23 protein-coding genes and 1 pseudogene are annotated in these 23,827 nt (G+C 69.5%); 13 read left to right on the forward strand and 11 right to left on the reverse strand.

What is annotated here, in order from left to right; genetic code table 11:
* Positions 1-19 precede the first annotated feature (19 nt).
* Positions 20-901 (reverse strand): SIS domain-containing protein, encoded by an 882-nt coding sequence (locus N4G66_RS06530; RefSeq protein WP_261703002.1) that lies wholly within the window; start codon positions 899-901, stop codon positions 20-22.
* Positions 902-1,023: 122 nt separating this feature from the next.
* On the opposite strand from N4G66_RS06530, the gene N4G66_RS06535 reads away from it, so the two are divergent.
* From N4G66_RS06535 to N4G66_RS06560, 5 genes and pseudogenes are all read left to right on the forward strand, one after another.
* Positions 1,024-1,803: a DeoR/GlpR family DNA-binding transcription regulator gene (locus N4G66_RS06535; RefSeq protein ID WP_261703003.1), complete on the forward strand. Its 780-nt coding sequence runs from the start codon at positions 1,024-1,026 to the stop codon at positions 1,801-1,803.
* A gap of 236 nt (positions 1,804-2,039) precedes the next feature.
* Positions 2,040-2,327 (forward strand): annotated as a pseudogene (locus N4G66_RS06540) (MFS transporter); the annotation flags it as partial.
* 556 nt (positions 2,328-2,883) lie between these two features.
* Entirely contained in the window at positions 2,884-4,329 is a 1,446-nt protein-coding gene (locus N4G66_RS06550) for a glyceraldehyde-3-phosphate dehydrogenase (RefSeq protein WP_261703004.1), read from the forward strand.
* Between the two features lie 596 nt (positions 4,330-4,925).
* A complete protein-coding gene (locus tag N4G66_RS06555) occupies positions 4,926-6,092 on the forward strand; it encodes an MFS transporter (RefSeq protein WP_261703005.1) in 1,167 nt (388 codons plus the stop codon).
* A 225-nt stretch (positions 6,093-6,317) separates the two neighbouring features.
* Positions 6,318-7,088: a maleylpyruvate isomerase family mycothiol-dependent enzyme gene (locus N4G66_RS06560; RefSeq protein ID WP_261703006.1), complete on the forward strand. Its 771-nt coding sequence runs from the start codon at positions 6,318-6,320 to the stop codon at positions 7,086-7,088.
* A 186-nt stretch (positions 7,089-7,274) separates the two neighbouring features.
* Here N4G66_RS06560 and N4G66_RS06565 read toward each other — a convergent pair whose 3' ends face one another.
* Entirely contained in the window at positions 7,275-7,688 is a 414-nt protein-coding gene (locus tag N4G66_RS06565) for a MarR family winged helix-turn-helix transcriptional regulator (RefSeq protein WP_261703007.1), read from the reverse strand.
* An 85-nt stretch (positions 7,689-7,773) separates the two neighbouring features.
* On the opposite strand from N4G66_RS06565, the gene N4G66_RS06570 reads away from it, so the two are divergent.
* Together N4G66_RS06570 and N4G66_RS06575 are read left to right on the forward strand one after the other, a co-directional pair.
* Positions 7,774-9,270, forward strand: coding sequence for an MFS transporter (locus tag N4G66_RS06570; protein WP_261703008.1), 1,497 nt, complete (start codon positions 7,774-7,776; stop codon positions 9,268-9,270).
* A 68-nt stretch (positions 9,271-9,338) separates the two neighbouring features.
* Positions 9,339-9,671: a DUF6332 family protein gene (locus N4G66_RS06575; protein WP_261703009.1), complete on the forward strand. Its 333-nt coding sequence runs from the start codon at positions 9,339-9,341 to the stop codon at positions 9,669-9,671.
* Here N4G66_RS06575 and N4G66_RS06580 read toward each other — a convergent pair.
* The 3 genes from N4G66_RS06580 to N4G66_RS06590 form a co-directional block, all read right to left on the reverse strand.
* Positions 9,632-10,297: a response regulator transcription factor gene (locus N4G66_RS06580; protein ID WP_261703010.1), complete on the reverse strand. Its 666-nt coding sequence runs from the start codon at positions 10,295-10,297 to the stop codon at positions 9,632-9,634. The genes N4G66_RS06575 and N4G66_RS06580 overlap by 40 nt on opposite strands.
* Positions 10,294-11,529: a sensor histidine kinase gene (locus N4G66_RS06585; RefSeq protein ID WP_261703011.1), complete on the reverse strand. Its 1,236-nt coding sequence runs from the start codon at positions 11,527-11,529 to the stop codon at positions 10,294-10,296. Before N4G66_RS06585 ends, N4G66_RS06580 begins: the two co-directional genes overlap by 4 nt.
* 167 nt (positions 11,530-11,696) lie before the next feature.
* Positions 11,697-12,425 (reverse strand): TetR/AcrR family transcriptional regulator, encoded by a 729-nt coding sequence (locus N4G66_RS06590; RefSeq protein WP_261703012.1) that lies wholly within the window; start codon positions 12,423-12,425, stop codon positions 11,697-11,699.
* 230 nt (positions 12,426-12,655) lie between these two features.
* On the opposite strand from N4G66_RS06590, the gene N4G66_RS06595 reads away from it, so the two are divergent.
* Positions 12,656-13,105, forward strand: a complete 450-nt coding sequence (locus N4G66_RS06595; protein WP_261703013.1) for a nitroreductase family deazaflavin-dependent oxidoreductase — start codon at positions 12,656-12,658, stop codon at positions 13,103-13,105.
* Between the two features lie 91 nt (positions 13,106-13,196).
* Here the strand turns inward: N4G66_RS06595 and N4G66_RS06600 are convergent, their stop codons facing one another.
* The gene (locus tag N4G66_RS06600; RefSeq protein ID WP_261703014.1) at positions 13,197-14,459 is read right to left on the reverse strand and encodes a geranylgeranyl reductase family protein; all 1,263 of its coding nucleotides are present in this window, start codon (positions 14,457-14,459) and stop codon (positions 13,197-13,199) included.
* 176 nt (positions 14,460-14,635) lie between these two features.
* Here N4G66_RS06600 and N4G66_RS06605 point away from each other — a divergent pair, with 176 nt between their 5' ends.
* Positions 14,636-15,991, forward strand: coding sequence for a dipeptidase (locus N4G66_RS06605; protein WP_261703015.1), 1,356 nt, complete (start codon positions 14,636-14,638; stop codon positions 15,989-15,991).
* Between the two features lie 207 nt (positions 15,992-16,198).
* On the opposite strand, the gene N4G66_RS06610 is transcribed toward N4G66_RS06605, so the two are convergent.
* On the reverse strand, positions 16,199-17,236 hold the full coding sequence (locus tag N4G66_RS06610; protein ID WP_261703016.1) for an NUDIX hydrolase: 1,038 nt from the start codon (positions 17,234-17,236) through the stop codon (positions 16,199-16,201).
* Positions 17,233-17,391 (reverse strand): hypothetical protein, encoded by a 159-nt coding sequence (locus tag N4G66_RS06615; protein ID WP_261703017.1) that lies wholly within the window; start codon positions 17,389-17,391, stop codon positions 17,233-17,235. Before N4G66_RS06615 ends, N4G66_RS06610 begins: the two co-directional genes overlap by 4 nt.
* Positions 17,392-17,617: 226 nt before the next feature.
* On the opposite strand from N4G66_RS06615, the gene N4G66_RS06620 reads away from it, so the two are divergent.
* Positions 17,618-18,226, forward strand: a complete 609-nt coding sequence (locus N4G66_RS06620) for a helix-turn-helix domain-containing protein (RefSeq protein ID WP_261703018.1) — start codon at positions 17,618-17,620, stop codon at positions 18,224-18,226.
* 27 nt (positions 18,227-18,253) lie between these two features.
* Positions 18,254-18,724: an IS30 family transposase gene (locus N4G66_RS06625; RefSeq protein ID WP_261703202.1), complete on the forward strand. Its 471-nt coding sequence runs from the start codon at positions 18,254-18,256 to the stop codon at positions 18,722-18,724.
* Between the two features lie 29 nt (positions 18,725-18,753).
* Here N4G66_RS06625 and N4G66_RS06630 read toward each other — a convergent pair.
* Together N4G66_RS06630 and N4G66_RS06635 are read right to left on the reverse strand one after the other, a co-directional pair.
* A protein-coding gene (locus N4G66_RS06630; protein WP_391858764.1) for an IS5 family transposase occupies positions 18,754-19,685 on the reverse strand; the annotation gives its coding sequence in 2 pieces (ribosomal slippage) (positions 18,754-19,350 and positions 19,353-19,685; 930 coding nt in all).
* Positions 19,686-19,942: 257 nt separating this feature from the next.
* Complete coding sequence (locus tag N4G66_RS06635) at positions 19,943-20,233, reverse strand: hypothetical protein (protein WP_261703019.1); 291 nt, start codon at positions 20,231-20,233, stop codon at positions 19,943-19,945.
* Between the two features lie 127 nt (positions 20,234-20,360).
* On the opposite strand from N4G66_RS06635, the gene N4G66_RS06640 reads away from it, so the two are divergent.
* Entirely contained in the window at positions 20,361-21,503 is a 1,143-nt protein-coding gene (locus N4G66_RS06640; RefSeq protein ID WP_261703020.1) for a Fic family protein, read from the forward strand.
* A gap of 421 nt (positions 21,504-21,924) precedes the next feature.
* A complete protein-coding gene (locus tag N4G66_RS06645) occupies positions 21,925-23,130 on the forward strand; it encodes an IS110 family transposase (protein ID WP_261703021.1) in 1,206 nt (401 codons plus the stop codon).
* On the opposite strand, the gene N4G66_RS06650 is transcribed toward N4G66_RS06645, so the two are convergent.
* On the reverse strand, positions 23,097-23,612 hold the full coding sequence (locus N4G66_RS06650) for a hypothetical protein (RefSeq protein ID WP_261703022.1): 516 nt from the start codon (positions 23,610-23,612) through the stop codon (positions 23,097-23,099). The genes N4G66_RS06645 and N4G66_RS06650 overlap by 34 nt on opposite strands.
* Positions 23,613-23,827: the final 215 nt, after the last annotated feature.

A 23,827-nucleotide genomic window follows, 5' to 3' on the forward strand; every position in this document is an offset into this window, starting at 1 on the left:
CGTGGACGATCGAGCCGGATCAGTGGCTGAGGATCACCGAGCGGGTGAGGTGGCGCGGCCGGTCGGGGTCCAGGCCGCGCGCCGCGGCGACGGCGACGGCGAGGCGCTGGGCGCGGACCAGTTCGGCGAGCGGGTCGAGGCCGCCGTCCACCCACAACCCGCCGGTCCCCCGGACCTGTTCGGCCAGTCCCTCGGGTGCCTCGCCGAACATCCAGGTGGCGGTGCCGTGGGTGGTGATGCTGATGGGACCGTGCCGGTACTCCATCGCCGGATAGGCCTCGGTCCAGGCCAGGGACGCCTCCCGCATCTTGAGCCCGGCCTCGTTGGCGAGGCCGACGGTCCACCCGCGGCCGAGGAAGGTGAACTGCGCACAGTCGACGAGCCCTTCGGGCAGCGGCGTGTCCAGCGCGGTGCGCGCGTCGCCGACCACGGCGTCACTGTGCAGACCGAGGTGGGCCCTGAGCAGGGTGAGCGCGGTGGTCGCGAACCGGGTCTGCACGACGGACCGCTCGTCGGCGAAGCCGAGCACGACGACGTCGTCCGCGGACCCCATCACCGGCGTGTGCTGATCGGCGGTGACGGCGGTCGTACGGGTGTGTCCGCGCAGCCGTCGGAGAAGTTCGAGCACTTCGGTGGTCGTCCCGGAGCGCGTCAGGGCGACCACGCGATCGTAGGAGCGGCCCGCGGGGAACTCGGAGGCGGCGAAGGCGTCCGTCTCGCCCTGCCCCGACTGTTCGCGCAGTGCGGCAGCGGCCTGCGCCATGAAGAACGAGGTGCCGCACCCCACGATCGCGACGCGTTCCCCCGCCGTCGGCAGCGCGGCTTCGTGAACGGCCGCCTGATCGGCGGCGCGTGTCCAGCACTCGGGCTGGCTGTTCAGCTCGTCCTCGACATGGGTCATGCCGTACCCCTCCCACGGATGCTTGTTCTTGCAAGATATAGCGAGTTTTCGAGCACAATCAAGCATTTGAACGCAGGCGGAGTGCGTTAGGGTCGCGGAGGATCGAGGAACGGAGGGTGCGGATGTCGCGCGACGCCCGATGGAAGGCGCTGCTGGAACTGCTCGTGGAGCGGGGCCGCCTGGATGTCGAGGAGGCCGCGACGCGGCTGGAGGTCTCGGCGGCGACGATCCGGCGCGACTTCGACCAGCTCGCCGAGCAGCAGATGCTCGTGCGGACCCGGGGCGGCGCCGTCGTGCACGGGGTCTCCTACGAACTGCCCCTGCGCTACAAGACCGCCCGCCACGCCTCGGAGAAGCAGCGCATCGCGAAGGCGGTGGCCGGCCTCATCGCCCCCGGCGAGGCGGTGGGCCTGACGGGCGGCACCACGACGACCGAAGTGGCCCGCGCCCTGGCCGTACGTCCTGACCTGGCGTCGGGCTCCCCCGCGCTGACCGTCGTCACGAACGCACTGAACATCGCGAACGAGCTGGCCGTGCGTCCCCAGTTCAAGATCGTGGTGACCGGCGGGGTCGCCCGGCCGCAGTCCTACGAGCTCATCGGGCCGCTCGCGGGCGGCGTGCTGGGGCAGATCACCCTCGATGTCGCGGTCCTCGGCGTGGTCGCCTTCGACGCCGAACACGGCGCCGCGGCCCACGACGAGGCGGAGGCCGCGATCAACCGCCTCCTGTGCGAGCGGGCCGAGCGTGTGATCGTCGCCGCCGACTCCAGCAAACTGGGGCAGCGCGCGTTCGCCCGTATCTGCGCGGCCGAGTCGGTGGGAACACTCGTGACGGACGCGGCGGTGGGGCCCGAGACGATCGGACGGTTCGAGGAGGCGGGGGTCGAGGTCATGGCCGTATGACCTCGACCCCGTCACCCGAATCCGAGGCCATGGCCGCCTGACCCCGGTCCCGTCACCCGAATCCGAGGTCGTCGGCGTACGACGTGACACCTCGGGTGAAGGACGAGCCGCACGAGGCCCCGACCGGTTTGAGCCGCTGGGGTCCGCTCGCTTGGATGCTCCGGTCGACGTGAGCGCGATCGGATGCTCCGGTCGGCGTGAGGGCGATCGGGCGAAGAGCTGGGAGGCACACCGGAATGCGGGTCAGGCGTTCGCTCGGGCGACGGTTCGGGTGGCTGTGGACGGCCTACGCGGTCAGCACACTGGGCACCTGGCTCGCGTTCGACGCGTTTCCCCTGATCGCGATTCTCGTACTGCACGCCGGTCCGACCGAGGTGTCGGCGCTGGCCGCCGCGGGGCTGGCGGTGGGGGCCGCCGTCGCCGTACCTCTCGGGCCGTGGATGGAGTTCCGTCGCAAACGGCCCGTGATGGTGACGATGGACCTGGTCCGGTTCGCGGCGCTGCTGAGCGTGCCCGCCGCATTCCGCCCGCTTGCCCGCGCCGTCACACGTGAACCGTCGCCTGGGCCCCGTTTCAGGTGACTTCACCGGAAAGGGCCCGCGCCCGAGCGACGAGGTCCGGCAGGCGCCGCCCCGTTCGGCGCAACCGCACGGGGCGGCGAGGGGCATGTCCGAGGGCCTCCTCGCCCGAACCGCTCGGCCTCGGAGACTCCCCGCGGGCTGCCGGGCGCCCCGGTCAGCGTGCCCGCGGTTCCGCTCCGCCGGATTCGGCGCGGCCCGAAGCACACAGCGTGTCCACGGTCTTGAGCAGCCGGTCGGCCGGATCACGGAGCACGGGCCGGGCGAGGGCCGTGCTCCGCAGACCGGACGGTGACTCTGCCGTAGGTGACTTAGTCGTAGGTGACTTTGCCGTACTGGTGGACGACATCTGCCAGTCGGACGGCGAGCCCTGCGGAGGGCCGGATTCCGGCGCCCGCGGGCCGCCGCGGACGCCGTCTTCCCCGTGAGTGGACACCGCATGAACGGTCAGAAAGACGGTCCGGTTAGCATATGAGCGCCACCTAGCTCGAAAGATGATTCTGTGACTGTCAACGACGACGCGTTCACCAACTGGAAGACCCGCGAAGAGATCGCGGAGTCGATGATCCCGATCATCGGGAGGCTGCACCGGGAGCAGGACATCACGATCCTCCTGCACAGCCGCTCCCTGGTGAACAAGTCAGTGGTAAGCATCCTCAAGACCCACCGCTTCGCCCGGCAGATCGCCGGCGAGGAGCTCTCGGTCACCGACACCCTGCCGTTCCTGCGGACGCTCACCACGCTCGATCTCGGCCCGTCCCAGATCGACATCGGCATGCTCGCCGCGACGTATCGGGCCGACGACCGCGGCCTGTCCGTCGAGGAGTTCACCGCCGAGGCGGTCGCCGGCGCCATCGGCGAGAACAAGATCGAGCGCCGCGAGGGACGTGACGTCGTCCTCTACGGGTTCGGCCGCATCGGCCGTCTCCTCGCCCGTCTGCTGATCGAGAAGACCGGCTCCGGCAACGGTCTGCGGCTGCGCGCCATCGTCGTACGCCAGGGCGGCGAGCAGGACATCGTCAAGCGCGCCTCGCTGCTGCGCCGCGACTCGATCCACGGCCAGTTCCAGGGCACGATCACCGTCGACGAGGCGAACAGCACGATCATCGCCAACGGCAACGAGATCAAGGTCATCTACGCCAACGACCCGTCCGAGGTCGACTACACGACGTACGGCATCAAGGACGCCATCCTCGTCGACAACACCGGCAAGTGGCGCGACCGCGAGGGTCTCTCGAACCACCTGCGGCCCGGCATCGACAAGGTCGTCCTGACGGCGCCCGGCAAGGGCGACGTCCCCAACATCGTGCACGGCGTCAACCACGACATGATCAAGCCGGACGAGCAGATCCTGTCCTGCGCCTCCTGCACCACCAACGCGATCGTGCCGCCGCTGAAGGCGATGGCGGAGGAGTACGGCGTCCTGCGGGGCCATGTGGAGACCGTCCACTCGTTCACCAACGACCAGAACCTGCTGGACAATTACCACAGCTCCGACCGCCGGGGCCGCTCCGCGCCGCTGAACATGGTCATCACCGAGACGGGTGCCGCCTCCGCGGTCGCCAAGGCGCTGCCCGACCTCAAGGCGCCGATCACCGGCAGTTCGATCCGGGTCCCGGTGCCGGACGTCTCGATCGCGATCCTCAGCCTGCGCCTGGGCCGCGCGACCACCCGCGAGGAGGTCCTCGACTACCTCCGCAACGTTTCGCTGACCTCGCCGCTCAAGCGCCAGATCGACTTCATCAGCGCCCCCGACGCGGTGTCCAGCGACTTCATCGGTTCGCGCCACGCCTCGATCGTCGACGCCGGCGCCACCAAGGTCGAGGACGACAACGCGATCCTCTACCTCTGGTACGACAACGAGTTCGGCTACTCCTGCCAGGTCATCCGTGTCGTCCAGCACGTCTCCGGGGTGGAGTACCCGACCTTCCCGGCTCCGGCGGTCTGAGCGAGGAGCGACGCACGGTTCGCCGTCCGGGCACACGGGACGGCGAACCGCTGAGCTGCGGGGGCGACAGTGAATCCCGTCCCATCGGGGTCCCGGTCGCCCCTTCTTTCGCGGGGCCTCGCCCCGACGGCCGCCGGTTCGTCCGCGAAACCTCGCCCTGGCACCCGCCGGTCAGGACATGAGACCTTGCCCCGGCACCCGCCGGTTCGTCCGCGAGGCCGCGCTCCGGCCACACCTGTTGACTCCCGGGGCCTCGCCCGGCCGACGCCGTTCCCGCACGGGGTCTCGCCCTGCCTACACCGGTTCGTATATTCGTATATGGGCCTGCCCCCCGCCCCGCCGACGCCGGTTCCCGCCTCGGGCCTCGCGCGGCCCGCGCAGGTTCACTCAGGGGTCCCGTCCGGCCCACACTTGCTCGCTCAACAGGGCTCGCCGACCAAGACCTGAGCATTCGTCTGACTTTGTCCGGCCCGCACCAGCGCATCCGTGGGGCCACGCCCGACGCATGCCGACCCACCACTTCCCTTGCTCCGAGCGGGGCAGCCGTCTAACGTGAATTTGTGCCGCTAATAAACAAAACAAGTCCGCACAACGTTGTGCCGGCCCGATCCCTCACCCGACTCCGCGTCACCCTCACCGCCTTCTTCGCCCTCGACGGCTTCGTCTTCGCCGGCTGGGTCGTCCGTATCCCCGCGATCAAGCACCAGACCGGCGCCTCCGCCGGCGACCTCGGTCTGGCCCTCCTGGGTGTCTCCGCCGGCGCCGTGATCACCATGATGCTGACGGGACGGCTCTGCCGACGGTTCGGCAGCCATCCGGTGACCGTGGCCTGCGGGGCGTTGCTCTCCCTGAGCATCATCCTGCCCCCGCTCACCCACTCGGTTCCGGTTCTGGGCCTCGTCCTGCTGATCTTCGGCGCGGCCTACGGCGGAATCAACGTCGCCATGAACAGCGCGGCAGTCGATCTCGTGGCCGCACTCCAGCGCCCCGTGATGCCCAGTTTCCACGCGGCGTACAGCCTGGGCGGCATGCTCGGAGCGGGGCTCGGCGGGCTGGTCGCCGGGCAGCTGTCACCGACACGCCATCTGCTCGGGATCGCCGTCATCGGTCTGCTCGTGACCGGAGTCGCGGGACGCGCGCTGCTCCACCAGAACGTCCCGCCGCCGCCGGATCGCCCGCGGGGTGACGCCCCCTCGGGGCAACCGCATGTCGGCATCCGCACCCACGGCCTGGTGGTCGTCTTCGGGCTGATCGCCCTGTGCACGACGTACGGCGAAGGCGCACTCGCGGACTGGGGCGCACTCCATATGGAGCAAGACCTGGACGCGCACCCGGGGATCGCCGCCGCCGGGTACTCGTGCTTCGCCCTCGCCATGACGATCGGCCGCCTGAGCGGGACGGCGCTGCTCGAACGGCTGGGCCGGACACGGACGTTGGTCGCGGGCGGCACGACGGCCGCGCTCGGCATGCTGGTCGCCTCACTCGCGCCCGCCGTATGGGTGGCGCTGCTCGGATTCGCCGTCACCGGACTCGGCCTCGCCAACATCTTCCCCGTCGCGGTCGAACGAGCCGGCGCGCTGGCCGGAGCGAGCGGGGTCGCCGTCGCCTCCACCCTCGGGTACGGGGGCATGCTGCTCGGGCCACCCGCGATCGGATTCATGGCCGAGTGGTACTCCTTGCCGACGGCGCTCACGAGCGTGGCGGCGCTGGCGGCCGTGGCCGCACTGATCGGCTTCGCCACGCGCCGCGCCGCTGTGGGGTGAGAGCTTGCACGCGGCGCCCCGCGCGAGCGACGCGGGGCGCGCCCAGGGCTTGCACGCGGGCGTGCGACAACAGTAGGAGCGGGCGAGCTTGGGTGCGGCGCACGCAAGGGCGCACAGACGTCGGCGCGTGGCCATGTGCGCCCCGAGTTCACCGAAGCCGGCTCCCCTCCCCCGCACTTCACCCCGCGCCGCCCGGTTCCGCCCCGCATCGGGCACACTCTCGGCATGGAGATTCGGGAGTTCGTGGAAACCCTGGACCGGGAGGGGCGGTCGCTGGTCGCGGCCGCCGAGAAGGCGGGTGTAGACGCCAAGGTCGCGACCTGTGCCGGCTGGCAGGTCAAGGATCTGGTGCGGCACACGGGCATGGTCCACCGCTGGGCCACCGCGTTCGTCGCCGAGGGGCACACCTCGTACCACCCCGATGGTGGACTGCCGGATCTGGACGGCGACGAACTGCTGACCTGGTTCCGCGAGGGGCACCGTCTGCTCGTGGACACCCTGGCCGGCGCCTCGCCGGACGTGCGGTGCTGGAGTTTCCTTCCGGCGCCCTCGCCGCTCACCTTCTGGGCGCGCCGGCAGGCGCACGAGACCACCGTGCACCGGGTCGACGCGGAGTCGGCGCTCGGCGGTGAGCCGGCCGCCGTCCCGCCGGACTTCGCGGTCGACGGGATCGACGAGTTGCTGCGCGGATTCCACGCGCGCGAGAAGAGCAGGGTGCGCACCGAGGAACCCCGCGTGCTGCGGGTGCGTGCCACCGACCGCCCGGACGCCGTGTGGACCGTACGGCTCTCCTCCGAGCCGCCGCAGAGCGAACGCGGCGTGCACGCGACTGCGGACACGGACGAGGACACGGATGAGAACGTGGACTGCGAGTTGGCGGGACCGGCCGCGCGGCTCTACCTGGCGCTGTGGAACCGCGTGCCGTTTCCGAGCGTGACGGGCGCCGCCTCGCTCGCCACCCTGTGGCGGGAGAAGTCCGGCATCACCTGGAGCTGACACGCGGATCCGGAGTCCCGGCCGCTCGGAAACGGGCGGCCGATGTCCGTGTCGCCCGGGGCGGAGGACCGTGGCCCGACGTCCGTCGCGCCCGGGGCGGAGGACCGTGGCCGGACGGCCAGGTCGAGCAATCCGAGCACGCCGGGGAGCATCAGCAACGTCGCCGGCGCGAAGCCGGCGGCCCCGTCAGCCGCCGGAGGCCGCCGAACCGTCCGCCAGCATCCGGGCGAGGACCGCACGCTGCAACGGCAGGACCTCGCCGTGCAGTTCGCGTCCCTTCGGGGTGATGCACACGTGCACACCCCGGCGGTCCTCGGCGCACATCCCGCGGGTCACCAGGCCGTCCTTCTCCAGGCGCCCGATCAGCCGGGACAGGGCGCTCTGACTGAGATGGACCCGCTCGGAGATCTCCTGGACGCGGAAGGAGGTGCCGCCGTCCGCCGCGGCGCCCATCGCCAGTACGTCGAGCACCTCGAAGTCACTGGCGCCCAGGCCGTGTCGATGCAGCTCACGGTCGAGCTCGCAGACGGTGCGGGCATGCACCGCCAGGATGTCGCGCCACTGGTCCACGAGCCCTCGCTCGGCATTCTCCGCCGCCATGCGCGCACCGTAGCAAAAAAACAACTTTGTTGCATCGGAATTAAATGCACTTGCATTGAATGCGTATGCATGTACTGTCTCTGGCATGACCTCTCCGCTCACCCACCCCGCGCCCCAGGGACGCTGGACCCCTCGGCTGTGGGGCACTCTGCTGGTGCTCTGCGCCGCGATGTTCCTGGACGCGCTGGACGTGTCGATGGTCGGCGTCGCGCTGCCGTCCATCGGCTCCGAACTCGACCTCTCCACCTCTACGCTCCAATGGATCGTCAGCGGCTACATCCTGGGATACGGCGGGCTGCTGCTCCTCGGCGGACGCACCGCCGACCTGCTGGGCCGCCGCCAGGTCTTCCTGGTGGCCCTCGGGGTGTTCGCGCTCGCCTCGCTGCTCGGCGGACTCGTCGACTCGGGCCCCCTGCTGATCGCCAGCCGGTTCATCAAGGGTCTGAGCGCCGCGTTCACCGCCCCTGCGGGCCTGTCGATCATCACCACGACGTTCGCCGAGGGCCCGCTGCGCAACCGCGCGCTCTCCATCTACACCACCTGCGCGGCCACCGGTTTCTCGATGGGCCTGGTCCTGTCCGGTCTGCTCACCGAGGCGAGCTGGCGGCTGACCATGCTGCTGCCCGCACCCATCGCCGTCGTCGCCCTGCTCGTGGGCCTCAAGCTCATCCCGCGCAGTGAGCGCGAGAAGGACCACCGCGGTTACGACATCCCGGGCGCGATCATCGGCACCGCCTCGATGCTGCTGCTCGTCTTCACCGTCGTCCAGGCACCCCAGGCCGGCTGGGGATCGGCGCGGACTCTGCTGTCCTTCCTCGCCGTCGCCGTACTGCTCACCGTTTTCGTCGGCATCGAGCGACGCAGCCCAAGCCCTCTGATCCGGCTCGGCGTCCTGCGCTCCGGCAGCCAGATCCGGGCCCAGCTGGGCGCGATGGCGTTCTTCGGCTCGTACGTCGGCTTCCAGTTCCTGGTCACGCTGTACATGCAGTCCCTGCTGGGCTGGTCGGCGCTGCACACCGCGCTCGCCTTCCTGCCGGCCGGGGCGCTGGTGGCACTGTCCTCCACGAAGGTGGGGGCCGTCGTCGACCGGTTCGGCACACCCCGGCTCATCGCGGCGGGCTTCGCCCTGATGGTCGTCGGGTACGCGCTCTTCCTGCGCGTCGACCTCGACCCGGTCTACGCGGCGGTCATCCTGCCGACCATGCTGCTGATCGGTGCCGCGTGCGCCCTGGTCTTCCCGTCCCTCAACATCCAGGCGACCAACGGCGTCGACGACCACGAGCAGGGCATGGTCTCGGGCCTGCTCAACACCTCCGTGCAGGTCGGAGGCGCGATCTTCCTCGCGGTCGTGACGGCCGTCGTCACCGCGAACTCCTCGGAGGGCTCATCGCCCCAGGACGTTCTCGACAGCTACCGGCCCGGCTTGATGGTGGTGACCGGCATCGCCCTCGCGGGTCTGCTGATCACGCTGCCAGGACTGCGGACACGGCGTCCGCAGGGGTCCGTCGTCGTCGCCCAGTCCGGCAAGTCCGCCCAAGAGCCGGCGGAGTCGGGGCCGGAGCGGGTCGCCGTCCGTGACTAGGGACGCCTTCGACACACGCGCCCGGCCGGGTTCTTGCCCCGCCGGGCGCGTGCCTGTTGACTCGGCTGATGAGCAACAACGGGGAGAGTTTGGACAGTTGCCGCGCGTCAGCGGACGGGACGCACGCACAGCATGCCCAGGCGCGGCGGGACGCGGTCACCGTCGAGATCGGATACGCCCTGGCCAGTGCGGTGTTCGTGGCGGCGGTCGCCTTCGGGGTCGTCACCGGACCCGCTCTCTTCCTGGACCTGTCGTCCGGCGCGGTACGGGCTCTGGAAACCTCGGGCGGCGCCTTGGCCGCCCTCCTCTTCGCGCTGCGGGTGGCCACCGTACTGTTCCGGTTCCGCCACGAGACCGCGCCTCAGCCCAGCCAGCCCGGCCGCACCAACCCCGACTCATAGGCGAGTACGACCAGTTGGGCCCGGTCGCGAGCCCCGAGCTTCACCATCGTCCGGCTCACATGGGTCTTGGCCGTGAGCGGGCTGACGACCAGACGGCGGGCGATCTCGTCGTTCGAGAGGCCGATGCCGACCAGCGCCATCACCTCCCTTTCCCGCTCGGTGAGTTCGGCGAGGGACGCGACGGACTCGGGCTCCTTGGAACGGGCCGCGAACTCGGAGATCAGCCGACGCGTCACCCCGGGCGAGAGCAGGGCATCACCCTCGACCACCGCCCGTACCGCACGCAGCAGTTCCTCGGGCTCGGTGTCCTTGACCAGAAAGCCGGAAGCACCGGAGCGGATGGCCTCGAACACGTACTCGTCGAGTTCGAAGGTGGTGAGCATGACCACCTTGACGTCCCCGAGGTCCGGATCGCCGGTGATGCGGCGCGTTGCGGCGAGGCCGTCCAGCACGGGCATCCGGATGTCCATCAGGACGACATCGGGGCGCAGTTCACGGACGCTCCGCACCGCCTCCTCGCCGTCCGCCGCCTCGCCTGCCACCTCGATGTCCGGCTGCGCGTCGAGCAGCGCCTTGAAGCCTGCCCTGACCAGTGACTGGTCGTCGGCCAGCAGTACGCGGATCACCGGTCCTCCTTGACCTTCCACGGCAGTACGGCCAGCACCCGGAACCCTCCGTCGTCGCGCGGACCCGCCTCGATCGTGCCACCCAGGGCGGCCGCCCGCTCCCGCATGCCCGCGAGCCCGTTGCCGCTCCCGCCCGCGTCCGCGCCGGTGGCCGGCCCGTCGTCGTCGATCCGCAGGCGCAGCGCGCCCTCCGCGTGATCGAGCCGCACCCGCGCGCGGCGCGACCCCGAATGCCGTACGACGTTGGTGAGCGCCTCCTGGATGATGCGGAACGCGGCGAGATCGGTACCGGGTGCCGGTGTCGGGACCTCGCCCTCGATCTCGACCGACAGACCGGCGCTCGCCGCCTGCTCGACCAGTTCGGGGAGCCGGTCCAGCCCGGGGGCGGGCGCGCGAGGGGCCTCGCCCGGCGCGCGCAGGGTGTCGAGCACCTGGCGGACCTCGCCGAGCGCCTCCTTGCTGGCCGCCTTGATGGTGGTGAGCGCGGTGCGCGCCTGTTCGGGGTCGGAGTCGAGGAGCGCGAGCCCGACGCCCGCCTGGACATTGATCACCGAGATGCTGTGGGCCAGTACGTCGTGCAGTTCGCGGGCGATCCGCAGCCGTTCCTCGTCCGCGCGGCGCCGGGCCGCCTGCGCGCGCTCGGTCCTGTCACGGCTCCACTGCTCGCGGCGCACGCGCACCAGCTCGGACAGGGCCACCACCGCCACCACCCAGGTGGCGATGCCGATCTCCTGCATCCAGGAAGGGGGATGGTCGCCTGTCGGAGGCAGCCAGCGGTACAGCCAGCGGGAGACCACGAGATGTCCTGCCCACAGCAGGCCGACTGCCGTCCAGGCGGCCCTGCGGTGCCCGGCGACGACGGCGCTGAAGCAGCCCACCGCGACCGGGAGGAAGACCGGCCCGTACGGATATCCGGCGGCCACATAGACCAGGGCGACCGCGGCGGTGCCGAACACGACGAACACCGGGTACCGCTGCCGCCAGAGCAGCAGACCCGAGCCCACCAGAAGGAGCGCTCGGGCGAAGAAGTCCAGGGCGAGCCGGTCGCCGTGCTGGGCGTGGGCGGCGAAGTTGGAGCCGAGGAGCACGAAGGCGGTCAGCAGCAGTGTGGAACGCCACGGCCATCGCGCGCGGCGTTCCTCGTCGTTCCAGCGGTTCCACCCGGGCGGCCCGTGCCGCCACCACGGTGGACCTCCCCACGTCGGGGCCGTGGGTGTGTGCTGCTCTTCCATGACCGTCACGCTAGACGGCCGACCACGACGACGGCGTCCGCCGGGCGAGGTGATCACTCGTACTCCCCGCGGAGTACGGGGCGGAGTCCGGCGGGAGCACTTCGGGGAGCACGACGGTGAGCGCTTCAGGGAGTACGGCGGGGAGTACGGCGCTGTTGAGACCGGGCCTACGGCGAAGGCGGCCCACCGGCGGTCGCGGCCTGCTCCGGATACACGAGCCCCACGTCGTGCGCGAGCCTCCCCACGGCATGCCGGAAGAACGGCTCGCGGTCCTCCACGACCCGGTTGAACTGCCCGAACAGTTCGAACCCGATCAGCCCGTAGAGCTGCGCCCACGAGGCCACCAGCGCCACGATCACCTCGGGCGGCAGATCGGGCGCGAGCTCGGCGGACATCCGCTGCGCCTCGGTCTTCATTTCGGCGGGCAGGGGTGTGCGGGCCACGCCCTTGCCCCCATACGCGTCCCGGACGACACCGATCAGGAGCACACCGACCCGGGAGGCGGCCGGAACGGTCTCCTGCGGGGCGGTGTACCCGGGAACGGGAGAGCCGTAGATGAGCGCGTACTCGTGCGGATGCGCCAGAGCCCAGCGCCGTGCCGCCACGCACACGGTGATCCACCGCTCTCGGGGGCCGGCGGCGGCGACCTCGGCGTGCGCGGACTCGGCCTCCTCGCCGAGGGAGTCGTAGGCGTCGATGATGAGCGCGGTCAGCAGGTCGTCCCGGCTGGGGAAGTACCGGTAGAGCGCGGAGGAGACCATGCCCAGCTCACGGGCCACAGCCCGCAGCGAGAGCTTGGCGGCGCCCTCGGCGGCGAGCTGTCTGCGCGCCTCGTCCTTGATGGCCGCGGTGACCTCGATCCTGGCTCGGGCACGTGCCCCTTGCGCGGTACTCATACAGAGCAGTGTCCCACGTTCAGAGCAGTGCACACATAGGAGAGCAGTGATCTGAAAGTGGATCAGCGCTCCAGTTCGCCATCAGCGACCCGAATCCGAGCGAGAGCGGCGCACAAAAACGAGAGCGCTGCTCTTGCGCTGGATCACCGATCCGATGCAGACTCTTCTCAAGCGAGAGCAGTGCTCACAAAAAAGATCGGCGCTCTCATCACATGCCACAAGGGGTCACCGTGTCCACACACGTCCAGAAGCCTGGTTGGTTCACCGTCAACGTCTTCAACCGCGCCGTGGCCTGGATCACCAGGCGCGGCCTCAGCGTCTGGGGATCGCGCGTCCTGGCCGTCCGGGGCCGCAAGAGCGGCGAGTGGCGGACGACCCCGGTCAATCTGCTCACCGTGGACGGCGAGCAGTACCTCGTCGCCCCCCGCGGCCATGTCCAGTGGACACACAACATGCGGGCGGCCGGCGGGGGCGAGCTGCGCCTCGGCAAGAAGGTCGACACCTTCACCGCCGTAGAGGTCGCCGACGACGACAAGGTCTCGCTGCTGCGCGCCTACCTCAAGCGCTGGAAGGCCGAGGTAGGTGTGTTCTTCGGCGGCGTCGGTCCCGACTCGTCCGACGAGGAGCTGCGGCGCATCGCTCCCGACCACCCGGTCTTCCGGATCACGGTCAAGAGCTGACGGCGGCCACAGCCGTCAGCTCTTCTCCTCCCGCCCCCAGGGCCGAATTCAGGGCTGACGACAGGATGCGGCCGACGGCGACCCCCGTCCGCTACCGCTCCCCCTCGGCCGCCTCCGCACCCTCCGGACGGCGATCGAGGGTGGTCAGGGCGCGTCCGACCATCGGGTGGGACCGGATGATCTCGCCGAGTGTGGTGGAGCCGCGGGTGATCCCGGCGAAGGCCTTCCACACCGGGCGCAGGCCGGTGAGTCCCGCGTGGAACATGCCGGGGCGACGCTCGAAGGCGCCGAGCAGGCGCTTGCCGACACTCATCTCGACCCCGAGCCCCGCCTTGATCGCGAAGGCGTAGTTCAGGGCCTGCCGTCGGGCGTCCACCGCGTCGTGCGCCTCGGCGATCCGCACCGCCCACTCGCCCGCGAGCCGCCCGGAGCGCAGCGCGAACGAGATGCCCTCCCGGGTCCAGGGTTCGAGCAGCCCCGCCGCGTCGCCGCAGACGAGCACCCTGCCGCGCGACAGCGGTGAGTCTTCGGCACGGCAGCGCGTCAAGTGGCCCGAGGAGATCGCCGGTTCGAAGCCCGCGAGGCCGAGCCGGGCGATGAAGTCCTCCAAGTACCGCTTGGTGGCGGCGCCTTCGCCGCGTGCGGAGATCACGCCCACGGTGAGCGTGTCGCCCTTCGGGAAGACCCACCCGTAACTGCCGGGCATGGGGCCCCAGTCGATCAGGACGCGCCCCTGCCAGTCCTCGGCGACCGTCTCCGGCACCGGGATCTCGGCCTCCAGACCGAGATCGACCTGGTCGAGCTTGACCCCGACGTGTGCTCCTATCCGGCTGGCGCTGCCGTCGGCGCCGACCACCGCCCTCGCCAGGACGGTCTCGCCGCCCTGCAGGACCACGGCGACGGTGCGCCGGTCGGGCACCGCGGACCCGTGCTGCTCGACGCGCGAGACCGTGGCACCCGTACGCAGTTCGGCGCCCGCCTTCTGCGCGAACTCGACGAGCTGCTGGTCGAACTCCGGACGGTTGATCAGCCCGAACAGCATGTTCCGGGACCGCCGGGTGCGGGCGAACTTGCCGTCCATCGAGAAGGTGACCGCGTGCACCCGGTCTCTGAACGGCAGCTCGAAACCGGGGGGCAGGGCGTCGCGCGAGGGGCCGATGATGCCGCCGCCGCACGTCTTGTAGCGGGGCAGTTCGGCTTTCTCCAGCAGCAGGACACTGCGTCCCGCGACCGCTGCCGCATAGGCGGCCGAGGCACCCGCCGGCCCTCCACCGACGACTACGACGTCCCACACCCGCTGCCCGTCGTCCGCCGTACGCCGCTCGTCGTCCGCCGAAGAGTTCTCGCTGCTCACGTTGGTCTACTGCTCCCAGTCCAGCCGTCTGCCGCACCTGTCCCCCGCATCCTACGGCGGGCGTCGCCGCAGGCCGCTGTGGGAGGATCGGCAACGGATGCGCCCTGTACACCAGTACGCATCACTCGATCATCTGTACATAGAAGTACAACGTCGCACCCACAAGGAGCGTGCCCATGTCGTCGAATCCGGTCGCCGAGACCGTCGCCTCGCTCATGCCCCGGGCGAAGGCGGAGCTCACCGAGCTGGTGGCCTTCAAGTCGGTGGCGGACTTCGACCAGTATCCGAGGAGCGAGAGCGAGGGCGCCGCGAACTGGATCGCCGACGCGCTGCGCTCCGAGGGCTTCCAGGACATCGCTCTCCTCGACACCCCGGACGGCACCCAGTCGGTGTACGGCTTCCTGCCGGGACCCGAGGGCGCCAAGACGGTCCTGCTGTACGCGCACTACGACGTGCAGCCGCCATTGGACGAAGCCGCCTGGACGACACCCCCGTTCGAGCTGGTGGAGCGTGACGGACGCTGGTACGGGCGGGGCAGCGCCGACTGCAAGGGCGGCGTCGTCATGCACCTGCTGGCGCTGCGTGCCCTGAAGGCGAACGGCGGCGTTCCGGTGCACGTCAAGGTCATCGTCGAGGGTTCGGAGGAGCAGGGCACCGGCGGTCTGGAGCGGTACGCCGAGGAGCATCCGGAGCTGCTGACCGCCGACACCATCGTCATCGGCGACGCCGGCAACTTCCGGGCGGGCCTGCCGACGGTCACCGCGACCCTGCGCGGCATGACCCTCGTACGGGTGCAGGTGGACACCCTCGAAGGGAACCTGCACTCCGGGCAGTTCGGCGGCGCGGCACCCGACGCGCTGGCGGCGCTGATCCGCGTACTGGACTCGCTGCGCGCGAAGGACGGTTCGACGACCGTCGACGGCCTGGCGGGCGACTTGGCGTGGGACGGCCTGCAGTACGAGGACCAGGCGTTCCGTGAGGACGCCAAGGTGCTCGACGGGGTGGAGCTCATCGGCTCCGGCACGGTCGCCGACCGGGTCTGGGCGCGTCCGGCCGTCACGGTGCTCGGGATCGACTGCCCGCCGGTCGTCGGAGCGACACCGTCGGTGCAGGCCGGTGCCCGTGCGCTGATCAGCCTGCGGGTGCCGCCGGGCGTCGACGCGGTCGAGGCGACGAAGCTGCTGGAGGCGCACATCGAGGCGCACACGCCGTGGGGCGCGCGGGTGAGCACCGAGCGGATCGGGCAGGGCCAGGCGTTCCGCGCCGACACGTCCAGCCCCGCGTACGCGTCGATGGCCCAGGCCATGGCGGTCGCCTACTCGGGCCAGGAGATGCAGTCGGCGGGCATGGGCGGCTCGATCCCGCTGTGCAACACGCTGGCCTCGCTGTACCCGCAGACGGAGATCCTGCTCATCGGCCTGAGCGAGCCGGAGGCGCAGATCCACGCGGTGAACGAGAGCGTCTCGCCGGACGAGCTGGAGCGTCTGTCGGTCGCGGAGGCGCTGTTCCTGCGGAACTACGCGGCGAGCTGATCGTCCGCGGACATGGCGAGGGCCCACGCCTGGTGGCGTGGGCCCTCGCCATGTCCGGTCCTTCATCGCGACGCCAAGGCCCGCCCGAGGTGTCGCCGGGACGCGAGGGCGTCGCGGCGCGGACGGTGCCGTCGCCGAGTCAGCCGGCACCGCAGTCCGTACGCGTCCGCCGTACGGGGCCGGGGCCGTGTGGAGGAGACCTCGGGGTCAGCCGAGCGGCACTCCGGCCTCCAGGTACAGCGCCGCGCCGCGCTCTCGGGCCCGCAGGGCCCAGCGGAGCCGTTCGTAGCGCACGGGCGGGAGCAGGTCGGCCGCCTCCTGTTCGGTGGCGAAGCGCCAGCCGCGCAGTTCGGGTCCGGGGAGCAGGAGTCCCCGGACGGCCTGTTCGTCCAGGTGTCCGCCGTCGAACAGGAGCCGAAGACCGCCGTAGCCGGGGGGTGCGGGCGATTCCCAGTCGACGACGAGGAGCGTGGGCACCTCGTCGAGGGTGATGCCGGTCTCCTCGGTGACCTCGCGCATACCGGCACGGGCGGGGGCCTCGCCGGCCTCGACGACCCCGCCGGGGAACTCCCAGCCGGCCTTGTACGTCGGGTCGACGAGCAGGACGCGGTCGTTCTCGTCGAAGAGGAGCACTCCGGCCGCGACTGTCTCGGCGGTGGGTTCGGGAGTCTGCACGATGGCGCACACGGGTGCCTCCCCGGTGCGTACGGCTTCGGCAACGCGCAGGGCGGTGTCGTACGGGGTGAGCGCGCTGGTGTCCACGGGGTGGGCGTCGGCGGTGAGCCAGGCGAGCGCGGCCCGGTAGGGCTCGATGTGGTCGTAGGACCACTGGCGCACGCGCATCTCGCCGTCGGGCAGGTCCGGGGGCACCTCGCGCCCGGCTATTCGCTCACGCAGGATCGTTTCCGCCGGAGCGAGGAGTACATGCCGTACGGGAATCCGGCGGGCGGCGAGACCGCCGAAGATCTCGTCGCGGTACTCCTGGCGCAACAGGGTCATGGGGACGACGAGGACGCCGCCGAGCTCGGCGAGCATGGCGGCGGCGGTGTCGACCACGAGCCGGCGCCAGATCGGCAGGTCCTGGAAGTCGCCGACCTCGGCGAGGTGCTTGGCCGGGAGCAGCTGCGCGAGTGTGCCCCCGACGACCTCGGGGTCGAAGAGCGTGCTGTTCGGGATCAGCTCGATCAGTTCCCGTGCGGTGGTGGTCTTCCCCGCACCGAACGCACCGTTGATCCAGAGGATCATTCGTACTCCAAGACTTCAAGGCCGCTGAACAGCGGCGGAGCCGCTTTCACAAGGTCATCTGAGAGCGGCGCGGGAAAAGAAGGAGTCCACAGGCCCGCGCCCACTACTTCCTTCTCCCACACCCGCTGGAGGTACACCACGATCCGCTCCTCCATCGTGACCGTTACCTCACTGAGCGACTCTGTCGGGAATCTTCAACCGTCGGCTTACTTACCTTGTCGCCACCAGCATTCCCAGCTGAGGTTGCGGGAGTCGAGGTAGGTCTGGAAGGCCGTGGGTAGCCTCAGGACTGATTCAAAGCCCTGGAGACTTAGATTCAACCGGTCAGAGCAACAGTGCTGGTTGAGGACGGTTTACGTGGCGAGAATGGGTCGGCCGGGCATGCCGGACGAGATGAAGGCCGATTTGTGGCGGCGGTGGAGAGCCGGGGAGTCGACCAGCGTCATCTCGAGGCAGATCGGCAAGCCGCCCGGCTCGGTGTTCACTGTCCTCAAGCATCACGAAGGGATCGCTCCCGGACCCCGCAAAGCGCGCGTCGGAAGCTTGACCGTGGGCGAGCGGGAGGAGATCTCGCGCGGGCTGTGTGCCGGAGAGTCCTACCGGGCCATCGCCCGCCTCCTGGGGCGTGCGGTGTCGACGATCAGCCGTGAAGTCAGCAACAACGGCGGACGCGATATCTACCGGGCGATCGCCGCGCAGGAACGGGCACTTGACCGCGCCCGGCGCCCGAAGCAGTGCCTGCTCGCCCGCAGGCCCGCACTGAGGCAGACGGTGCTGACCCTGATGAAGGAGGAGTGGTCGCCGGAACAGATCGCCGGCCACCTGCGTCTGCATCACGGTGACGACCCGGCGATGGAGATCAGCCACGAGACGATCTACCGATCGGTCTGCACTACCCGATGGAAGGTGATCCCCCGCGAGCTGTGCAAGCGCCTGCGAACCGGCCGCCCGATCCGGAAGAACAAGCACCACACAGTGAAAGGGCAGTAGCGCTCGCAGATCACCGATGCCCGACCGATCGAGGAGCGGCCCCAGGCGGCGGAGGACCGCAGCGAGTCCGGGCACCTGGAAGGCGATCTGGTGATCGGCTCGAACAACAGCCAGATCGCCACGCTGGTCGACCGGAAATCGCGGTTCCTCACGGTCGTGAAACTCGCCAGCCGCCACACCACCGTGGTCGTTCCCGCTCTGGCCGAGACCTACGAACGCATGGATCCCCGACTACGCAGCACGCTGACCTGGGATCGCGGCATGGAACTGGCAGCTCACAAACGGCTCACCGCCGACACCGGTGTCGACGTGTTCTTCGCAGCCCCTGGCAACGTGGCACCAACGAGAACACCAACAAGCTGCTCCGGCAGTACCTGCCCAAAGGCACGAACCTGTCGACGTTCAGCCAGGACGATCTTGACGCCATCGCGGCGAAGCTCAACAACCGTCCGCGCAAGTGCCTGGGATTCCGCACACCAGCCGAGAGCGTTGCCTTGACCGGTTGAATCTAGGACTTGTCCGGCCGATCATGTGCGGAGCCAGATGGTGAGGGCTGCGGCGGTGGCGGTGCCCAGGTAGACGTAGCCGCGCTTGTCGTATCTGGTGGCCACGGCCCGATGCTGCTTGAGCCTGTTGATGGCGCGCTCGATTGTGTTGCGCTTCTTGTATCGCTCTTCGTCAAAACCGGGCGGCCGCCCGCCGCGTGAGCCCTTGCGCAGGCGGGCGGCCTGGCTATCGAGCTTCTCCGGGATCGTGTGCCGGATGCCCCGGCGCCGCAGGTAGTTCCGGACGGGCCCGTTGCTGTATGCCTTATCGGCGGCGACGCTGTCGGGCTTCTTGCGGGGCCTGCCCGACCCCAGTTTCGGGACGTGGATCTTCTCCAGGACCGGCTTGAACTGGGTGCAGTCCGCCCGCTGACCTGGTGTGACGATCAGAGACAGCGGGCGGCAGCGGCCATCCGCGCTCAGGTGGAGCTTGGTGGTGAACCCGCCCCGCGAGCGGCCCAGGCCCTCACTTCCCGCACCACCTCCACCAGGCGGGCGTGCAGGCTCTGCCACGGCGTTTCGTCCTGATGTTCTGGCCCTTCGGCCCCCTTTGAGCCGGGCGCCGGCGGCGGGTCGGTGCGGGCACCCGCCGCATGCTGATGCGCACGAACGATGGTTGAGTCGACCGAGACGTCCCAGTCGATCTCGCCTGCGGCGTCGGCCGCGGCCTGAACCTGCTGGAGCAGACGCTCCCACGTTCCGTCGGCCGACCACAGCCGGTGCCGTTCGTAGACCGTCTTCCAAGGCCCGAACCGTTCCGGCAGATCACGCCATTGAACACCGGTCCGCACCCGGTGCAGAATCCCGTCGATCACCTGCCGGTGATCCCGCCACCGGCCACAACGCCTGTTGCTGACCGGCAGGAACGGACGCAGACGTTCCCACTCGGCATCACTCAGATCACCCCGCCCCATGCCCGGAACAACGAGCAGCCCAGATGGGGAGTAGCGGCGTCTACGCTCGGGGAATGGACCGCTACGAGAAGACGGCGCATCTGGAGTGGTGGGCCAACCCATCCACCTGCCTGGCTCGAATCCCGATCAGAGCGACGGCCATCGCCAACACGGGTGAGTGGGACGCAGTGTTCTCGCCCCCTCTCGACCACGGCGTCCGCGAGAACCTGAAACAGCTCATCGACGCGGACCCTTGCTTCACCCTTCGCTTCGACACCTCAGCCGTCGAAGTCCAGGCAGAGGACTTCGACGGCGTCGATCACCTTCGGCTGACCGTCATCCCCGAGCCGTAAAGCCGAGTAGCCCGACATGATCGGCCGGACAAGTCCTAAGGCCGCAGCCCTCAGGATCTCGTTGGCCCGCTTCAGCTCGGCGGTCTCCTTCTTCAGCGTCTTCATCGCCGCGGACTCTTCCGTGGTCGTCCCCGGTCGCTGCCCGGAATCGATCTCGTCCCGCCTGAACCAGTTGCGCAGCGTCTCGGCGGAGCCGATGCCGAACTTCTGAGTCACCGCCCGCAACGCGGTAGCGGTGATCGGTGGCTTGTACGGCAGACGAACCTGCCTGCGTCTCTGCAGGTTGGCGTGGTCAGCGCTCTCGACTCCTACCGGAATGATAGGTGGCTGGTATCATTGAGTCATGCTGTATAAGACTCCCGCGCTCGACGCCGCGGACCTCAAGGTTCTGCACGAGGTGGACGGCCTGCGCGAGCGCCTGCGTGACGCGGTGCAGCAGGCGCCGATGAAGTGGGCTCAGGATCTGCGTAAGGCGCTGACCGCGAGCGCGATCGCGGCATCGAACACGATCGAGGGCTATCAGGTTGACGCGAAGGACGTCGCCGACCTGATGGACGGGGAGCGTGAGGTCGACGCCAGCGAGGAGAACAAGGCGGAGACCCTTGCCTACCAGCAGGCGATGACGTACATCCAGTCCCTCCACGACGTCGCCGACTTCCGGTACAGCAAGGAACTCCTCAACGCGTTGCACTGGATGCTCCAGGGCCACCACCACCCGCTGCGCACCGCCGGGCAATGGCGTAAGACCCCGATCCGGATCACCGCGCCCGGTGACGAGCTCGCCACCGACTACGACGGACCCGACCAGGATCTCGTGCCCGGCCTGATGGCCGAGCTGGTGGACTGGCTTAATGACGGCGATACCGAAGCGCACGTCCTGATCCGGGCGGCGATGGCGCACCTGAACCTGGTGAAGATCCATCCGTGGTCCGACGGGAACGGCCGTATGTCCCGTTCCCTGCAGACCCTGCTGATTGCCCGCGGCGGCGTTCTCGCACCTGAGTTCTCCTCGATCGAGGAATGGCTCGGGATGCCCGGCAACACCTGGGAGTACTACAAGGTGCTCCGCGAGGTCGGCGGCCCTGTGTACTCGCCCGAACGCGACACCCTGCCCTGGATCAAGTTCAACCTGCGCGCCTACCACGAGCAGGCGCAGCGGGTGCAGCACCGGGTCGACCGCTCGAACCAGGTCTGGATCGAGCTGATGGAGCACGCCGACACCAACGGGATCAGCGAGCGGCAAGTGACCGCCCTCCACGAGGTCGCGATGGTGGGCCGGGTACGCCGCTCGCGCTACGAGCGGCAGGAAGCGATCAACACCCAGCAGGCAACCCGGGACCTGCAGGCCCTCACGAAGGCCGACGTCCTCACCGCGATCGGGCAGACGAAGGGCCGCCACTACGTCGCCGGCCCCCGCTTCCCGCAGAACGTCATGGCGACCTCACGCCGACCGCACCGCATCATCAACCCCTACGCCACCGCATAACACCAAGGCAGCTGGACTCGGGCTGATCGAACTGCGGCGATGACGTCCACAAGACGGCCCTGACCGCCGTGGTCTCCTTCGATATCGTCCAGCAGCGGCCCGCCCGGATCAGCGAAGACCAACGCGACTGCCTGAACCCGCTCCTGGGTGCGTGCCCCCGTTATGTTTTCCGTGGTCCTGCAAGAGGGCCGCTGGCCTCCGGGCCCGGCATGACTGTGTCCCCCTGTCGAACGGATGACCTGGGGGGTGGTGTCACCGGGCCCGAGAGACGCCGTTGGAGACGCTGATGAGAGGTCTGACCACCGCCTGGTCTGGCGCAATGCCCGGCATCCCGCGGGCGGCAGGTCTGCATAACGTGGATGCGCGCATACGACGCCAACGCCCTGGCCAGCACCGCACGAACCCGGTTCAGGAGGATGGGTTGTACGACATCGACGACGTGGGCGTCTTCCTCGGCCTGGACGTCGGCAAGAGTGCCCACCACGGCCATGGGCTGACCCCGGCCGGCAAGAAGGTCTTCGACAAGCAGTTGCCCAACAGTGAGCCGAAGCTGCGGACCGTCTTCGACAAGCTGGCCGCGAAGTTCGGTACCGTGCTGGTGATCGTGGACCAGCCCGCCTCGATCGGAGCCCTGCCCCTGACGGTCGCCCGGGACGCTGGCTGCAAGGTCGCCTACCTGCCCGGACTCGCAATGCGGCGAATCGCCGACCTGTATCCCGGCGAGGCGAAGACCGACGCGAAGGACGCCGCAGTGATCGCGGACGCCGCCCGGACGATGCCGCACATCCTGCGCTCGCTGGAACTGACCGACGAGATCACCGCCGAGCTGACCGTGCTGGTGGGCTTCGATCAGGACCTGGCAGCCGAGGCCACCCGGACCTCCAACCGGATACGCGGCCTCCTCACTCAGTTCCACCCCTCGCTGGAACGCGTCCTTGGCCCACGCCTGGACCACTCCGCGGTGACCTGGCTGCTGGAACGCTACGGCTCCCCGGCCGCGCTTCGGAAAGCCGGACGCCGCAAGCTCGTCGAGGTCATCAGACCCAAAGCTCCACGCATGGCCGAGCGGCTGATCGACGAGGTCTTCGATGCCCTGGACGAACAGACCGTCATCGTTCCAGGCACGGGCACCCTCGACATCGTCATCCCATCCCTTGCTCGTTCGCTTGCCGCCGTCCATGAACAGCGACGAGCCCTTGAAGCACAGATCCGGCAGTTGCTGGAGGCTCACCCTCTTTCCCCGGTCCTGACCTCGATTCCGGGGGTCGCGGTCAGAACCGCCGCCACCTTGCTGGTCACCGTCGGCGACGGAACCAGCTTTCCCACCGCCGCTCATCTGGCCTCCTACGCCGGGCTCGCCCCGACGACGAAGTCCTCGGGAACCTCGATCCACGGCGAACACGCGCCCAGAGGCGGAAACCGGCAGCTCAAACGGGCGATGTTCCTGTCAGCGTTCGCCGCCCTGCATGATCCCGCCTCCCGCACCTACTACGACAAGTGCCGGGCCCGCGGAAAGACCCACACGCAGGCTCTTCTCCGTCTCGCCCGCCACCGCATCAGCGTCCTGTTCGCCATGCTCCGCGACGGCGCCATCTACGAATCCCGGCCTGCAGCGGCGGTCAGTTGAACTCCGAGGGGATCTGCCAGCAGCACCACGCGATCGGCCCTGGGGTCGAACCCGAGCACCGGCTTCCCCCGGTCGCCTTCTCCGGTCATCAGCACGGGCCTGCCCAGCCGGCGCCCGATCGTGCTGAGGAGGCCGCACAGGACGTCCACTCCTTCCTGGCCTTGCAACTCCCGGAGGTCGACATCAAAGTCGATCTCACCGGCCGACATCGGCCAGAAGTTCACCTGCACATCCGCGACAGGCCATACCTTCAGCAGGGCCATGTCCGCGTCCGTGGGCCGTGACAGCACCTCCTGCGCCGAGGGCAAAGGCATGCGAACGCAGCCTTCCGAGTACTCCCACGTCCACCCGCTCGACCCGACCAGGTCGAACACCGCCTGCCAGTCATCGACCGAGGTGTCGGTCACGGACACATCAGGCAGAGCACCCATCAGGTCAGGGTCGAAGAAGTTCCTGACGTCATCCCACAGCAGATCCGGCATGCCGCCATGCTGCCCGTCAGCCCGGCCAAACGCAGCTCGATTCCTTGACGAACCCCATAGAGGCACCCCCCTGACGGATGATCCGCACCCATACGGCGCGTTCCACGCCAGGGAGCGGGGCACGGTTCGCGAGCATCGGCGATCGACCGGAGCTGGCGGTCGCCCCTCTGGATGAGGCATGGGGCACGACGGTCCGGCTACAGCGGCCCGCCGGA

The sequence above is a fragment of the Streptomyces rhizosphaerihabitans genome, from assembly GCF_025399795.1.
In the GTDB taxonomy this organism is placed as follows: Bacteria; Actinomycetota; Actinomycetes; order Streptomycetales; family Streptomycetaceae; genus Streptomyces; species Streptomyces rhizosphaerihabitans.